Annotated in this window: 11 protein-coding genes, 2 tRNA genes and 1 pseudogene (1 of these 14 only partly in view); 3 read left to right on the forward strand and 11 right to left on the reverse strand. The window is 67.3% G+C overall.

Going from position 1 to position 15845, the window contains the following annotated elements; translation table 11 throughout:
• From A2X88_04110 to A2X88_04145, 8 genes and pseudogenes are all read right to left on the reverse strand, one after another.
• Positions 1–683 (reverse strand): annotated as a pseudogene (locus tag A2X88_04110) (hypothetical protein) (it extends 1135 nt beyond the left edge of the window).
• A gap of 133 nt (positions 684–816) precedes the next feature.
• Positions 817–894, reverse strand: a tRNA-Glu gene (locus A2X88_04115).
• A gap of 11 nt (positions 895–905) precedes the next feature.
• Positions 906–981, reverse strand: a tRNA-Lys gene (locus A2X88_04120).
• Positions 982–1020: 39 nt separating this feature from the next.
• The gene (locus tag A2X88_04125) at positions 1021–2316 is read right to left on the reverse strand and encodes an adenylosuccinate synthase (protein ID OGP35085.1); all 1296 of its coding nucleotides are present in this window, start codon (positions 2314–2316) and stop codon (positions 1021–1023) included.
• A gap of 17 nt (positions 2317–2333) precedes the next feature.
• Positions 2334–3908 (reverse strand): phosphoglycerate dehydrogenase, encoded by a 1575-nt coding sequence (locus A2X88_04130; protein OGP35086.1) that lies wholly within the window; start codon positions 3906–3908, stop codon positions 2334–2336.
• 259 nt (positions 3909–4167) lie between these two features.
• Complete coding sequence (locus tag A2X88_04135; protein OGP35164.1) at positions 4168–4611, reverse strand: hypothetical protein; 444 nt, start codon at positions 4609–4611, stop codon at positions 4168–4170.
• Between the two features lie 251 nt (positions 4612–4862).
• Entirely contained in the window at positions 4863–6242 is a 1380-nt protein-coding gene (locus tag A2X88_04140) for a Fis family transcriptional regulator (protein ID OGP35087.1), read from the reverse strand.
• The gene (locus A2X88_04145; GenBank protein OGP35088.1) at positions 6239–7693 is read right to left on the reverse strand and encodes a hypothetical protein; all 1455 of its coding nucleotides are present in this window, start codon (positions 7691–7693) and stop codon (positions 6239–6241) included. The genes A2X88_04140 and A2X88_04145 overlap by 4 nt, the downstream gene beginning before the upstream one ends.
• A gap of 343 nt (positions 7694–8036) precedes the next feature.
• On the opposite strand from A2X88_04145, the gene A2X88_04150 reads away from it, so the two are divergent.
• Genes A2X88_04150 through A2X88_04160 form a run of 3 tightly spaced genes read left to right on the forward strand, consistent with a single transcriptional unit; the run spans position 8037 to position 10709 of the window.
• Positions 8037–8759: a hypothetical protein gene (locus tag A2X88_04150; protein ID OGP35089.1), complete on the forward strand. Its 723-nt coding sequence runs from the start codon at positions 8037–8039 to the stop codon at positions 8757–8759.
• Between the two features lie 16 nt (positions 8760–8775).
• Positions 8776–9501, forward strand: coding sequence for a hypothetical protein (locus A2X88_04155; protein OGP35090.1), 726 nt, complete (start codon positions 8776–8778; stop codon positions 9499–9501).
• Complete coding sequence (locus A2X88_04160) at positions 9498–10709, forward strand: hypothetical protein (GenBank protein ID OGP35091.1); 1212 nt, start codon at positions 9498–9500, stop codon at positions 10707–10709. Before A2X88_04155 ends, A2X88_04160 begins: the two co-directional genes overlap by 4 nt.
• Here A2X88_04160 and A2X88_04165 read toward each other — a convergent pair.
• From A2X88_04165 to A2X88_04175, 3 genes are all read right to left on the reverse strand, one after another.
• Entirely contained in the window at positions 10681–13227 is a 2547-nt protein-coding gene (locus A2X88_04165; protein OGP35092.1) for an alpha-glucan phosphorylase, read from the reverse strand. The genes A2X88_04160 and A2X88_04165 overlap by 29 nt on opposite strands.
• A 121-nt stretch (positions 13228–13348) precedes the next feature.
• On the reverse strand, positions 13349–14359 hold the full coding sequence (locus A2X88_04170) for a hypothetical protein (GenBank protein ID OGP35093.1): 1011 nt from the start codon (positions 14357–14359) through the stop codon (positions 13349–13351).
• Complete coding sequence (locus A2X88_04175) at positions 14356–15678, reverse strand: cytochrome BD ubiquinol oxidase subunit I (protein OGP35094.1); 1323 nt, start codon at positions 15676–15678, stop codon at positions 14356–14358. Before A2X88_04175 ends, A2X88_04170 begins: the two co-directional genes overlap by 4 nt.
• Positions 15679–15845: the final 167 nt, after the last annotated feature.

A 15845-nucleotide genomic window follows, 5' to 3' on the forward strand; every position in this document is an offset into this window, starting at 1 on the left:
ATCACGGCGACCTTCGGCCTACGGACGCCTTCGCCGGCGGAGGACGACGGCCGGATCGCCGCCGCATACCCCAGGTCGGCCGCGTACCGCTTGATCGCCATGATGGCGATGGGGGCATCGAATTCGGTGCGGACACATTTCTGTTCGCACGGATGCGGGCACGCCCTGCCGCAGAAGGCGGCGAAAGGAAGCTTGTCGTGCACCAACGCCAGGGCTTCCAGGGGCATCCCCTCGCGCACGAGGGCGATGTAGTCGGGAACGTTGATGTCGGCCGGACAGGCCTCCTGGCAGGGGGCGGCCCGCTCCCGGGGGCCGCGTCCCGCGTCGAGCCACGCCAGGTACCAGATCAGCCCGAAGGCAAGCAGCAGAAAGACATGCCCCGGAGTCGGTTCCGCCCAGACGTTGATCACGAGCCCCAGGGAGAGGGGGACGAGCGACCCCCAGAAGATCCCCTGGAGGTACCGACCGTCATACAGATGCCCGAGGCCCGGGTAGAGGAGGGAGATCCGGGCCGCGTTCCGCCGGATCCTCGCCCGGTGGATTTCCCACAGGAGCCGTTCCCGCTGATCCGCCCGGCCGGAACAGCGAAGGCAACGCTTCTCCTCCCCCTTCCGCTCCACCTCGCAGAGCAGGCAGTCCTTGTAGCCGAATCGGAGGAGGTTTTCCGGACGGAGAAAATCCATAACCTTATCATTTTCGACAGGGTGGCCTGGAAAAGCAAGAGGTGAGAATCGTTTCCGGTTCGAATCCGTGTGAAGGGATGGCGGGGGACACTCCTGAAACGGGAAGGGATAACCTCCAGGAATGTCCCCCATGTGGCGTCCCCACGGGGATTCGAACCCCGGTCGCCGCCGTGAAAGGGCGGTGTCCTTGGCCGGGCTAGACGATGGGGACGCGGGAAAACCTGGTGAGCCCAGCAGGGATCGAACCTGCGGCCCTCTGATTAAAAGTCAGATGCTCTACCAACTGAGCTATGGGCTCGCCGGAATCATTTATGCTACCGGCCGGCGGCCCGAAGTGTCAAGCCCGGAAGGGGTTTTTCCGGAGGATCGTCTGGTTCCGCTCGGCCCCGATCGACACGAGCGTGACCTCTACCCCGGTCACCTCTTCCAGCAGGCGGACATACTTCTGGGCGGTCTTCGGAAGGTCGTCGAATTCACGGGCGGTCGAAATCTCCCCGGTCCACCCCTCCACCTGCCTGTAGACCGGTTGGATCCTCTCGAACCCGGACAGCGTGAGGGGAACCTCCTCCTGCCGGACTCCGTCGATCTCGTAGGCGACGCAGATCCGGATGCGGGGCAGGCCGGACAGAACGTCCAGCTTGGTCAGCGCGATCCCGTTCAACCCGTTCAGCCGCTTCGCGTAACGGATCACGGGGGCGTCGAACCACCCGCAGCGCCGCGGCCTTCCGGTGGTCGAGCCGTATTCGTTCCCCCGGTCCCGGATCCACTGCCCCTCCTCGTCGAGCAGTTCGGTGGGAAACGGGCCTCCGCCGACCCGGGTGGTGTAGGCCTTGGAGACCCCCACCACCCCTCCGATCCTCGTCGGGGGAACGCCCGACCCGGTGCAGAGCCCCCCGGCGGTGGTGTTCGAGGAAGTGACGAACGGATAGGTCCCGTGATCGATGTCCAGCAGGGTCCCCTGGGCCCCCTCGAAGAGAAGCTTGGCCCCCCGCAGGATTTCCCCGGAGAGGAAGAGGGAGGTGTCGGCCAGATGGGGGGCGAGGCGCTCCCCGTAGCGCAGGTATTCGTCCAGCGTGGGCTGAAACGGGATCTCCTCCGCCCCGTAGTAGCGCTTCAGCAGAAAGTTCTTCACCTCGAGGTTCGCGCGCAGCTTCTCGGCGAAGACCCCGGGCTCGAGCAGCTCGCAGGCCCGGATCCCGGTCCTGGCGGCCTTGTCCTCGTAGCAGGGGCCGATCCCACGGGCGGTCGTCCCGATCTTCCGGTTCCCCAGCTTCTCCTCGCGCACGCGGTCGAGGAGGATGTGGTACGGGAAGAGGATGTGGCTCACCAGCGCGACCCGAAGCTGCCTGTCGTCCTGCAGGTAGCCGCGGGACTTCAGCTTGTCGATCTCCGAGAGGAGCACCCGGGGATCCAACACCACTCCGTTCCCGATCACGCACGTTTTCCCGGCATGCAGGATCCCGGAGGGGATGAGGTGGAAGATGAACTTCTCGTCGCCGACCACGAGCGTGTGCCCGGCGTTGTTCCCGCCGGTGGCCCGAACGACCGTGTCGGCGAACTCCGAGTAGATGTCGACGACCTTGCCCTTGCCCTCGTCGCCCCACTGGGCCCCGAGGACGATGATGTGCTTCACCCGTGTCGCCCCTTCCCCTAAAAGGTGAGATATTTCGCGGCGGTGATGTTCGGCAGCTTGGAGAGCTGCGCCAGCACCTTCTCCGGGACGGGGTTGTCGACGTTGATCAGGGAGATGGCGGTCCCGCCCGCCTCCTTCCGTCCGAGCCGCAGCCCCGCGATGTTGATCCCCTTCTCCCCGAGGAAGGTCCCCAGACGGCCGACGACGCCGGGCACGTCCAGGTTCTGCAGCATCAGCATCCCGCCGGAGAGCTCCGCCTCGATGGGGAACAGGTTGATCTTCACGATCCGGGGCATCGGCCCGAAGGTGGTGCCGGAGACGGAGAACTCCCCCTTCTCCGTGACCACCGCCACCCGGACCAGGCTGGCATACTCCTCGCTCTTGGCCGCCTTCGCCTCGACGACCTTGACCCCCCGCTCCTCGGCCACCATCCGGGCGTTCACGAGGTTGACCTCCTCGGTCTGATACTGCAGCAGCCCCTTCAGGACCGAGATCGTCAGCGGGGCCGTCCCCAACTTGCCGACCTCCCCGAGGTACTCCACACGGAGCTCCTTGAGCGGGGAATCCAGCAGCTGCCCGTGGAACGCGCCGAGCCTCTCGCAGAGATCGAGAAACGGCTTGAGCGTGGGGAGGAGCTCCGCCGACACGGAGGGAAAATTCACGGAGTTGCGGATCGATCCCCGCAGCAGGAAGTCGCAGATCTGCTCCGCGATCAGCAACGCCACGTTCTCCTGCGCCTCGGTGGTCGCGGCGCCGAGATGGGGGGTCAGGATGACGTTCGGATGCGCGAAGAGCGGGGTGTCGGGCGGAGGCGGCTCCACCGGGAAGACGTCGAGCGCGGCGCCTTTCACCTGTCCCGACTCCAGGGCGGCCAGAAGATCCGCCTCATGGATCAACGCTCCCCGTGCGCAGTTCACCAGGAAAACCCCCTTCTTCATCTTCGCGATCGTCCCGGCGTTCACCATGTTCTTGGTTTCCGGAGTCAGCGGGGTGTGGAAGGTGATGACGTCGGACCGGGCGTACAGCTCGTCGAGCGTCACCGGCTCCACCCCGAGCCGCTGGGCATCCTCCTTCGACACGTACGGGTCGAAGCCGAGGACGGTCATCCGGAGCCCCAGCCCCCGCTCCGCGACGACCTTGCCGATATTGCCCAGCCCCACGATCCCCAGGACCTTCCCGGTGAGCTCGGTTCCCATGAACTTGTTCTTCTCCCACTTCCCTGACCGCATGGAGGCGGTCGCCTGCGGGATCTGGCGGGACAGCGCCAGCATCAGGGAGATCGCATGCTCCCCGGTGGTCACGGTGTTTCCCCCCGGGGTGTTCATCACGACGACGCCCCGCTTGGTCGCCGCCACCTTGTCGATGTTGTCGGTCCCGCTGCCGGCCCGGCCGATCACCTTCAGGCGGGTGATCTTCTCGAATACCGCGGCAGTCGCCTTGGTCGCGCCGCGGACCACGACTGCGTCGTATTGGTCGATCACGGCGGCCAGTTCCTCCGGCGTCATCTTCCCCTTCACGTCCACCTCGATCCCTTCCTTGAGAAAGACGTCGATTCCCACCTGCTGCAGGTTGTCGAGGGCGAGCACCTTCATCGGTCGCATCTCCTTCCGTGAATTGCCGATCGGCGTCGGAGGGTAAAGCAATGAATCTCTACCAGAGGCGTGTGGAAAAGTCAATGCGGGAAGCGGGAACCCCGCCTGAAAGAATACGGGCAGGGGGATTGTGTCCCCCTGCCCTCGGGAGTCCCGGCCCTTTTGGGGCGGGACCGTCCTTACCGTGAAAAAATATAGGGTACCACAGTCTTTCGGGTTTCAGCAACCGGTTTTTCGGTCCGAGGTTGGCTCGACCCGGTTACTTCTTCGCCGGGGCCGCCGGTGCTGCCGGGGCCGCAGGGGCTGCCGGGGCCGCAGGCTTGGCCGGTGCTGCGGGAGCCGCGGGAGCGGCCGACTTGGCCTCCTTCTTGATCTCCTTCACCGCCGCCGCCTTCTTCGCGGGGACCTTCTTGACGCTCGACGCGGTGTCGCCCGTGTACTTCACGAGCACCTTGTCGCCGACGGCGATCCCGTCGAGGCTCACCTTCTCGCCCGCCTTCAGGCTGACGGGGTCCTTCTTACCCTTGACCGTGAGAGTCCCGGCCTTCGCATCGACCGCCTCGACCGTCCCGGCCAGCTGCAGCGACTTCGGGGCTTTCTTGACCGCCGCCTTCGCCGGCTCGGCAGGCTTTGCGGGAGCCGCCGCCGCGGGCGCTTTCGCCGGCTCGGCAGGCTTTGCGGGAGCCGTGTGCTTGTCGGCCATGGCCACCGCCGCGAGCGACAGGGTGAATACAAACGCCACAAACACCGCTAGCAGTTTTCTCATCTTTCTTCCTCCTCCCCTTCGGGAAAAATGGAATGCGGAAAGAAATCGATTCAAATTCGATGCCAAGAGGCTCGTGGAAAACATTCGTGAATTATCAATACGTTATCCTTCACCCTTCCGGAAGAACGGTCGGGGCGCCCCCCCCCATATGGGGTGCCTGCTCCCCAAATGAGGAATTGCCCGGAAACTCAGGAGGGGATGATGCCGAACTTTTTCAGCCGGTAGATGTAGGTCTTGTAGCTCATGGAGAGAAGTTCGGCCCCCCGTGCGTGCACCCCGCCCGAGCGCTCGACCGCCTGCCGGAGCAGGTTCTCCTCCAGACGTTCGAAATCCAGACCGGATGGGGGCAATTCGAGACGGCGGGAGGGGGCGCCGCCTCCCGGGGAGGTTTCGGAAGGCGTTTCGTCCCGGAGCTCCGGGGGGAGCTCGTCCGGGGTGATCTTCCCCTCCTCGGCCAGAACGACCGCCCGCTCGATCACCGAAGAGAGCTCCCGCACATTCCCAGGCCAGGAGTAGCGCATGAGCAGGCGCATCCCCTCCCGGGTGATCTCCCGGACGGGGGGCACCCCCTTCTCCCCGTGCTTCCCCAGGAAGTGCTGCGCGAGGGATGGGATGTCCGACATCCTCTCCCGCAGGGGGGGAAGCGACATCTTCAGGATGTTCAGCCGGTAGAAGAGATCGGAACGGAATCTCCCGGTCCGCACCTCCTCCCCGAGGTCCCGGTTCGTGGTGGCGATGATCCGGACATTCACCGGGATATTCTCTTTTCCCCCTACCCGGCGGATCTCCTTCTCCTGCAGCGCCCGGAGCAGCTTCGCCTGGGTGTCGAGCCGAACCTCCCCGATCTCGTCCAGGAAGAGGGTCCCCCCCTCCGCCGCCTCGAACAGGCCGATCTCCCGACGGTGGGCCCCCGTGAAGGCCCCCTTCTCGTGTCCGAAGAGCTCGCTCTCGAACAGGGTGTCGGGAAGGGAGGCGCAGTTCACCGCGAGAAAGGGGGCCTTGCTGCGCCCGCTCAGGGAATGGAGGTTCCGGGAGACCACCTCCTTCCCCGTCCCGCTCTCCCCCGTCAGCAGCACGGTGGCGTCGCTCCGGGCCACCCTCGGGAGGATCCGCTTGATCTCCCGGATCGCGGAATGCTCCCCGATGACCGGGGACGCCCCCGGAAACAGCCGCTCCGACAGCGCCCGGTGGGACTCCCGCAGGCGCAGGGTCTCGATCGCCCGCTCGATGATGATCAGGAGCCGGGCCTTGTCCACCGGCTTCTCGAAGTAGTAGTAGGCCCCCTTCTTGATGGCGTCCACCGCGGTCTGGATCGTCCCGTAGGCGCTGTTCACCAGGATCGGGATCCCCGGGTTACGGGCCAGCAGCGCTTCGACCAGCTGCTCCCCCCCCATACCGGGCATGACGAGATCGGTCAGCACGAGGTCGACCGGCTCGCGCTCCACGGCGGCCAGCGCCTCTTCCCCGTTTCCGGCGAGGACGGGACGGTATCCCTCCCCCTTCAGGATCGCCCCCAGGATCTCCCGCTGGTTCCGCTCGTCGTCGACGACCAGCACCGTTCCCTTCACGCCGTGCGCACCCCCGGAAGGCGGACAACGACCCTCGTCCCCTTCCCCGGTTCCGAATCTATCACGATCCCGCCGCCGTGGGACTCCACGATCCTCCGGGTGAGGACCAGCCCCAACCCCAGCCCGGTGCTCTTGGTCGTGAAGTAGGGCTCGAAGATCCGCTCCCGGTCGCTCTCGGCGATCCCGCCGCCGGTATCCCCGAATTCGAGGAGGTAGCACCCGTCCTCCCCCGGCCCGCCCGAGACCCGGAGCTCGCCCCCCCCGGGCATCGCATCGACCGCGTTCCCCACGAGGTTGATCACCGCCCGTCGGATCATGTCGGGATCTACCGTCTGGGGAGGGGCATCCCGGAACGCGGAAGAGACCCGGATCCTCTGGCTCTGGATCCGTGGGGATGCCATCTGCAGCACTCCCTCCACGATCTCCCGAAGCCGTACCGGCGTCCGCTGCGGCTCGGCAGGCCTCCCGTACATGATGAAATTGGTGACCAGCTCGTTCAGCTTCTGGATCTCCTCCTTGATCCCCGTGATCACCTGTTCCTTTTCCCGTTCCGCCTCCGGGGTTTTTCCATCCGCCAGGGTGTCCAGATGGTCCACCGCGAGCGAGATGAAGTTCAGCGGGTTCCGGATCTCGTGCGCCACGCCGGAGGAGAGGCGCCCCAGCTGCGACAGGTACTGGGATTCGCGCACCTTCTCCTCCAGTTCCCGGTTCTGCCGCAGGTGCGCGATCATCTCGTTGAACGACCGGGTCAGCCGCCCCACCTCGTCCTTCCCACCCACGGGAAGCTCCTGGGAGAGATCCCCTGCGGCCACCTTCTCCGCCGCGAGCGCCAGCTTCTCCAGGGGGCGGACGTAGTGTCCGGAAATGCTCACCGCGAAGGCGAACCCGACGGCGAAGATCAGCAGGGTGCTCGCGAACCGGAGATAGAGGTTCTTCCGGATCGCCTCGGTGAAGTCGTCGATCTGCATCCGGACGTGGATGAACCCCAGTTCGTCCCCCCCCACCGTCACCGGGATCACCAGGTCCTTCGACCGAATCTTCCCCTCCCCGGGGTCGGGGTCATCGCCGAAGGTCGCGTTGATGATCAGCTTCTCCGGGGGGAGCTTGATCCTCGCCGTGCTCCCGATCGCCCGGGGGTTCGTGCTGTCGATGACTCCCATGTCCTCCCCGACGATCGAGACCTCCCGGATCCCCGTTTTCCGCAGCGACTCGACATAGTCCCGGAGCCGGTCCTCGCCGGAGGTCGCGGGAGCGGTGAACTGGTCGACGCTCACCCGGATGGCGTTCGACAGGTCGAGAAAGCTCCTCTCGAGGTCCGCCTTGAGGTTTTCCCGCCCCCAGTAATAGGGAATGAAGACGATCCCCATCGAGCAGACCAGGAGGACCAGCATCACCCCCGTCAGCCGGAACCGCAGCCCGCGGTCCCCAACCCATGTCCGAATCCTTTCCATCGGCATCTCCTCGCGAAAAAGGCCCCCGGGAATTCCCTTCCCGGGGGCCGCCCCCGTACCCGAGGGGAACGCTTCCCCTCCCGTTTCTTCCTCCCCGACCGGCCCGGCTCACCCCGCCAGGGCGGGGGAACCGGGACGCCTCCTCTTCCCCCCGAGGGGGAATCCAGGTTTCCTCCATTGTAGGGGATGCGGCGGGTCCCGATCAACCGGACCGAAAGGCAAGCCCCCCTCCGAGGCGGCGGAGCTGGTACCGGGCGCCCTCGGGGCAGGGCGCGGCCGGCCCGGTGCGATTTCGGCTTTCCTTCGCGGAACATGGGGGTAGAATGGCCCATCGGGGAGCCTCTTGACGCAAAACACGAAAAAACACCTGAAATTTGGGATCTTCCTCGCCTTCGCAGCGGCGGTCGTCTGGATGCTGCTGTTCACCCCCGCCGGGCGGCACCTGCTTTCGCCCGAAGGGAGGCAGGAAGCCATCCAATGGATCGACCGGATCGTCCGGGAGGCGGGGCCGCTCGGTCCTCCCCTCTTCGTCCTTCTCTATTCCCTCGGGGTCCTCGCCCTTCCCGCCACCCCGTTCAACGCGGCGGGGGCCTTCCTCTTCGGGAAATACCTGGGGGCGGTCTATAACATCTTCGGGGCGACCCTGGGGGCGTCGGCGTCGTTCCTCTTCGGACGGTATCTTCTCCGGGACTTCGCCGGCGGCCTCCTCACCGGGAAACTGGGGGAACTGGACCGGAAGGCGGAGAAGCACGGCTTCCCGATCGTCTTCTACCTCCGGATATTCTGGTTCCCCTTCATCGTCCTGAACTACGGCGCGGCCGCCACCCGAATCCGCTTCCGGGATTTCTTCTGGGCGACCCTCCTCGGAACGGCGCCCTCCATCGTGATCATCACCCTCTTCTTCGGCGGACTGAAAAAGCTCCTCGCCTCCTACCGGGGCCCTTCCGACCTGCTGTCGTTCGACATCCTCTTCCCGGCCGCCCTCCTGGGTTTCTCCTTTCTCCTCCCCGGGGTCGTCCGCCGGATTCGTGGGGATCAATCCCCGGAAACCGCTTCCCCCGAATAGCCCCGGGGAACGATAGATGCAGACTCCCGATCGCTTTCCCGGGATATCCGTCATCATCCCGGCGCTGAACGAGAACGGGGCGATCCTGGCCGCGATCCGCTCCGCCCGGGCCGCCGGGGCCGGCGAGGTGATCGTGGCGGACGGGGGAAGCACGGACGGCACCGTGGAGGCGGCGAGATCGCACGCCGACCGGGTGATTTCCTCTCCCCCGGGAAGGGGGCGCCAGATGAACGCGGGGGCCAGGGTCTCCGGGGGGAAGATCCTCCTGTTTCTCCACGCCGACACGACGCTTCCCGAGAGCTCGCTCGCCGGGGTGCTACGGGCCCTGTCCCGGGAAGAGGTCGTCGGCGGCGCCTTCCGCGTGCGGCTCGGGGTCTCCGCCGACGCCCCGTTCGCCCGGAGGATCGCCCTCCGGATCACGGGGGGGATGATCGGGATCCGCTCCCGCCTCTTCCGGTCCTTCACGGGAGATCAGGCGATCTTCCTCCGCAGGGAGGCCTTCGTCCGGATCGGGGGATACCCGGAGATCCCCCTGATGGAGGATGTGGAGCTGTCGCGAAGGATGACACTTGCCGGGAAGACGGTCCTGCTTCCCTGCCGCCTCACGACCTCCGCCCGGAGGTGGGAAGAGCACGGGACGGCCCGCACGATCCTGCGGATGTGGCGCCTCCGGATCGCCTACCGTCTCGGGATGCCGCCCGAGCGGTGCGCGGAAATCTACGGGAGGAAGCCGAACCGGTGAACCGGTGGTTCCGCGTGGCGGGGGGGGTCGCGATGAACCTGTGCTTCGGTTCCGCGTACGCCTTCAGCATCTTCCTCGCCCCCTTCCAGCGGGAGTTCGGCTGGACCCGCGCCGAGGCATCGCTGGCCTTCACGCTGACCATCGCCTGCATCACGGCCGGGGTGCTGATCGGGGGGCGCTGGCAGGACCGGAAGGGGCCGGCCCCGGTGGCCCTCACCGGGGCGCTCCTCTTTTCCGCGGGAATCTTCCTCTCCCGCTACACCCACGCCCTCTGGTGGCTGTACGCCTGCTACGGCGGCCTCGTGGGCTTCTCGAGCGGCGTCGGGTACACCTGTCCCCTCGCCGTCGGGATGAAATGGTTCCCCGAAAAGCGCGGACTGGTCACGGGCCTCATGGTGATGGGGTACGGCGCGGGAAGCGCGCTGGTGGCCCCGCTGGCCGGTTTCCTGATCCACCGGTACGGGTGGCGGGACACCTTCGCCTTCCTGGGCGCCGGGTTCCTCGTCGTCACCGTGACCGGGTCGTTCTTCCTGCGCAACCCGCCGGAGGGGTGGCGGCCGCAGGGATGGACCCCGCCCTCCCGGGAAGAGGGAGAGCGCCGTGCCCCGCGCGATCATCTTCCCGCGGAGATGCTGCGCACCGGGACCTTCTACCGGATGTGGATCGCCTACGCCCTCGGGACCGCGGCCGGCCTCATGGTCATCGGGCACCTGGCGGCCTTCGCGGAGGGGGCGGGGTTCTCCGCCCGCGATGCGGCCCTGTCCGTGGGGATCCTGTCGGTCGGGAACGGCTTCGGGAGAATCGGCTCGGGATGGATGTCCGACCACATCGGCCGGACGCGCACCCTTGCGCTCGCCATGGGGATCACCGCCCTGGTCCTTTTCCTCGAGCCCCGGGTCGACACGGTCCCCCTGCTGTTCGGGTCGGTCTTTCTCATCGGATACTGCTACGGGTCGCAGCTGGCGGTGTTCCCCTCCGCCACGGCGGACTTCTTCGGTATCCGGAACCTGGGGAACAACTACGGGCTGCTGCTCACCGCGTGGGGGATGGCGGGGATCATCGGCCCGATGTCGGGCGGGAGGATCTTCGACGCGACGCAGAGCTACTCGACGGCGTTTCTGGCCGCGGCGGCGCTCGCTCTCGCCGCCGCCGCGGTCATCGCGACCGTCCGGCCGCCCCCTACTCCCAGGTCAGCAGCAGGGGAGTGAACGGATTCACGAGATCGGGGTGCCGGGGGACGACGCGCGCCGCGAACCCGTGGCGCCCGCTCCTGCGGCAGGGGATCGCCGCCCGGAAGATCTCCTCGCTTCCCTCCCGGCCGAAATGCTCGGCCCGGACGATCTCCCCCTCCCGGATCTCTCCCATCGGGTCGACCGGGCCGTAATAGACCTCCACCGCCACGTCGCCGGCCGACAGGGGGCCGAGATCGGCCCGGACCCTGACCTCCACGTCGCCGCCGACGAGAAGGTCCTCCCGCTTTCCCGCTCCGTCCACACGAAGCGATATCCGCGACCACCCCGCCGTGACCTTCCCTCTCCAGGCCGAAAGCTCCCTCGCCCCGGCGAACCCGTCCTCCGCCAGGCGGGCTCCCGCCCGGTGGGACGGGAGATAGAGCCGCTCCGCATACTCCTGGACCATCCGCAGGCTGTTGAACCGGGAGCCCAGCTTCCGCATCGACGTTTTCATCATCGCGATCCACTCCCGCGGAAGCCCCCCCTTGTCCCGTTCGTAGAACAGGGGGATCACCTCGCTCTCCAGCAGGTTGAAGAGGGCCTCGCACTCGACCTGGTCCTGCTCCTCGGGGTCGCCGTAGACCTCCCCGCTTCCGATCGCCCACCCCGTGTCCATCGCGTACCCCTCGCACCACCAGCCGTCCAGGACGGAAACGTTCAGCGCCCCGTTGGCCGCGGCCTTCATCCCGCTGGTCCCCGACGCCTCCTGCGGGCGCCTCGGGGTGTTCAGCCAGACATCCACCCCCTGGACGAGGTATCGCGCGACGTTGATATCGTAATCCTCGAGGAACACGATCCGGTGCCGGAGGCGGGGGTCCGAGGCGAAATGGACGACCGACTTGACCAGCTCCTTCGCGGGAAGGTCCTGCGGGTGGGCCTTCCCCGCGAAGAGGATCTGGACGGGGCGGTCCTGCTCGGTGAGCATCCGGATCAGGCGCTCGGGCTGCCGGAAGAGCAGACCCGCCCGCTTGTAGGTGGCAAAGCGCCGGGAGAACCCGATCGTCAGCGCCTCCGGGTGGAGGACCTCCTCGGCCGCCCGCAGGGAGGAAAGCCCGGCCCCCTGGCGCAGGAGCTGCTTCTTGAGCCGCTTCCGCACGAAGAACACGAGACGCTCCCTCCGGGTCTCGTGGACCTTCCAGAGCTCGACGGGGGGAATCGACTCCACGCGGTCCCAGACAGAGTGGTCGGCCGGCCGCTCGATGAAGCGGGGGCCGAGGTACCGGGCGAAGAGGTCCCCCATCTCGTGGCTCAGCCAGGTGCGGGTATGGATCCCGTTCGTGAGGCTCCGGATGGGAACCTCCGATTCCTGGAGTCCGGGCCAAAGGTCCTTCCACATCCGCCGGGAGATTTCGGCATGGAGGCGGCTCACCCCGTTCGCGGAAGCGGCCATCCGCAGCGCGAGCACCGTCATTCCGAAATCCGGCGACTTCGCCGAGGCCAGCTGGCCGAGCCCGAGAAACTCCTGCCAGGGAAGGCCGAGCTGCTCCGCCATCGGCTGGAGGTATTTCCGCATCAGCTCGGTGGAGAAGAGCTCGTTCCCCGCCGGAACCGGCGTGTGGGTGGTGAAGACGCTCGTGGCGAACACCCGCTCGCGGGCCTCGGCGAAGGAGAGACCGTGGTCCGCCATGTGGGCCCGGATCCGCTCGAGCGCGAGGAAGGCCGAATGCCCCTCGTTCATGTGGAAGACGGTCGGCGCGAGCCCCAGCGCGCGCAAGGCCCGGATCCCCCCGATGCCGAGCAGGATCTCCTGGCGGATCCGCATCTCCCGGTCCCCCCCGTAGAGGGTCCCGGTGATCTCGCGCCCCCGGGGGGAATTCTCCGGGACGTTGCTGTCGAGCAGGTAGAGGGGGACGCGGCCGACCTGGACCCGCCAGATCCTGGCCCGGACCGGCTCTCCGCCGATCTCCACCTCGATCGACCGTTCCTCCCCTTCCGGGCCCCGCTCGATCGAAACCGGCATGTTGTACCAGTCGTTGTCCGGGTAGAGCTCACGCTGCCAGCCGTCGAGGTTCAGGACCTGCCGGAAATATCCCTTCTGGTACAGAAGCCCCACCCCGACCAGCGGAAGCCCCAGGTCCGACGCCGACTTCAGGTGGTCCCCGGAAAGAACCCCTAAGCCCCCCGAGTAGATGGGGAGCCCCTCGTCGATCCCGTATTCGCAGGAGAAATAGGCGGCCAGAAAGTCCGTTTCCCCGCCGTGGACCTCGCGGAACCATCCCGAGGCCCGGAGATACTCGACCAGATGCTCGTGCACCCGCCGGACGTTCGCCACGAAGCTCTCATCCCCGGCCGCCGCATCCAACTCCTCCTGCGACAGGGAGCCGAGCATCAGGACCGGGTTCTGGTAGGACTTCTCCCAGAGCTCCGGGTTCAACCGCATGAAGAGCTGGACTGCCTCCCAGTTCCAGGAGAACCAGAGGTTCATCGCGATCTCCCGGATCGGTGCGATCGCGGGCGGAATGTTCGGGCGGACCTGGAATTCCCGGATCTTCATAAAGCCCTTCCTCCGTGGCAAGAATCCGGGAGGCTCGACGGGCCTCCCCACCGGCCCATTCTCCCAATTCCCCGGAGCGTTTCCAAGGGATAAGGAGGGGGTACGAACGCCGCCGCGCCGGTCAGCGGCCGAAGAGGGCCTCCCCCTTGAATATCCGGAGCAGGAGGAAGATGGCGGGGAAGAGCAGGAGGGCGCCGGCGGCAAGGGCGATCAGCATCAGGCGCAGCATCTCCGGCGAGGCGGCGGCCGCCCGGATCGTGAGGTCCGGGCGGATCAGGTAGGGATGCTGGGCCAGCCCCCAGCCGGCGAGAAGGAGGGTCACCTGTGCGGCGGCGCAGACCCGGGCGAGGCGGTACGCGCGGAGCCGCAGGAAGATCCCGGCGCCGACGGCCGCAACGGCGTTCGTCCCGAGCAGGGGCAGGGACCAGCGGCTCCCCGTCAGGGCCCGGTGGAACTCCGGCGCTCCCCCTGCGGAGAGCAGGGGGATGGCGATGGAGAGAAGGACGACGACGGCGAGGGACGCCATTGCGCGAAGCCGGAAATCCTCCCGCAGCAGAGGAACGTCGGTTTCGAGAAGAAGGTAGACCGCCGCCAGGTAGGAGAAGGAGGAAAGGGTCAACACCCCTACGGAAAGGGGGAAGACGGCGAGCCAGGAGCGGGTCCCGCTTACCAGGTCGGCCAGGCCCGTGCCCCGGATCGTGCCGGCGGAAACCGCTCCGAGGATGACTCCCAGCAGGAGCGGGGTGAGCAGGCTGGAGACGGCGAAGAGCGTTCCCCACCCGGCCGCCCTGCTCTCCCGGTGCAGGTGGTACGAGTGGAAGGCGAAGGCCGAACCGCGGGCGACGATCCCGGCGAGGACCAGGGTGACCGGCAGGAACAGGGCGGTGGAGAGAAGGGCGTAGGCCGAAGGGAACCCCGTGAACAGGACCACGACGGCGACGATGACCCAGATATGGTTCGTCTCCCAGACGGGACCGATGGCCCGGACGATGAGGCGTTCCCGTTCGTCCGACCGGGGACCCCGGTTGAACAGGGCCCACACTCCTCCCCCGAAATCCGCACCCCCCGTGAGCGCGTAGAACACGAGGGAGGCCAGGATGGAGCCCGCCGCGAGATCCGCGAGGAAAGTCATCCGGTCGGTCCTCCGCCCCCGGGGAAGGAAGGGCTCTCCGCCAGCTCCCGGCGCAGCATCCGCACCGCGAAGATGCCGAGCGCGAGATAGATCAGGGAAAAGAGGGCGAACGGCAGGAAAAGCCCGCCCACCGGGGTCACGGCCTCCGAAGTCCGCATCACCTTGTAGATGATCCAGGGCTGCCGCCCCATTTCGGTCACGACCCAGCCGGCCTCCACGGCGAGAAGGCCCAGCGGTCCGCAGGCCGAGACGGCCAGCAGGAACGGCCGGCCGAAAACGGCCTCCCGGCGCCTCCAGCCGAGAAGGGCGCCCGCGACCGCCACCGCCGCCATGCAGAGCCCACAGGCAAGCATGACCTGGAACGCCGCGTGGACCGGCCGCGGATCGGGCCTCTCGTCCCGGGGAACCGCGGACAGCCCGAGGACCTCGGCGTCCGGGTCGTGGAAGGCGAGGAGGCTCAACCCCCGCGGGATCTCGATCGCGTACGGGGTGGTTTCACTCACGGGATCCGGGAAGCCGCCGATCCGCAAGGGAGCGCCGCGCTGGGTCCTCCACTGCCCTTCCATCGCGGCAAGCTTTACCGGCTGGTTGCGGGCCACGAAGCGGGCGCTCAGATCGCCGCTCAAGGGCTGCAGGACCGCAGCCGCTCCCCCGACCGACAGCGCGATGACGAGCGCCGCGCGGTGGAAGCGGTTGCCCGCGTCCCGCAGCAGCTGGAAGGCATGGATCCCCGCCACGGCGAACCCGGTGGCGGCGAAGGCGGCCAGCGTCATGTGGATCGCCATGTTCCCCCACGCGGGGTTGGCCATCGCCGACAGCGGGGAAATGTCGACCGGCCTTCCCCCCTCGAGGACAAACCCCGCGGGGCTGTTCATCCAGCCGTTGGCGGACACCACGAACACGCCGGAGAGGACCCCGCCCAGCGCCACCATCACCCCCGCGGCAAGGTGCAGGCGCGGAGAGACCTTCTCCCATCCGTACAGGTAGATCCCCAGGAAGATCGCCTCGGTGAAGAAGGCGAACCCCTCGAGCGCGAACGGGAGGCCGATCACCCCGCCGGAGAACTCCATGAACCGGGGCCAGAGCAGGCCGAGCTCGAAGGAGAGCACCGTCCCGGAGACGGCCCCCACCGCGAAGAGCACGGCGGTGCCCCGGGCCCAGCGCCGGGCCAGTTCGGCATACACCGGTTTGCGGGTCCTCAGAAACGCCCACTCCGCGAGGACCATCAACACCGGCATCCCCATCCCCGCCACCGCGAACAGGATGTGGAAGGCGAAGAACATCGCCATCTGGATCCGCGCCAGGATCAGTTCCGGCATGGCCCCCCCGTGACACCGCTGCGTCTCCACCCAGTCCAATCCCCGGGCGGGTGATGGTATCGGGTAAAGGATCGGGAATCGGCCAGGACGCCGTTCGGCCTCCGAATTCCCTTCCCGCAGTCTACATCACACCCTGCAACGCGATCCGCGACCGGAATGAAAAACCC

Source organism: Deltaproteobacteria bacterium GWC2_65_14, assembly GCA_001797615.1.
GTDB lineage: Bacteria > Desulfobacterota > Deferrimicrobia > Deferrimicrobiales > Deferrimicrobiaceae > GWC2-65-14.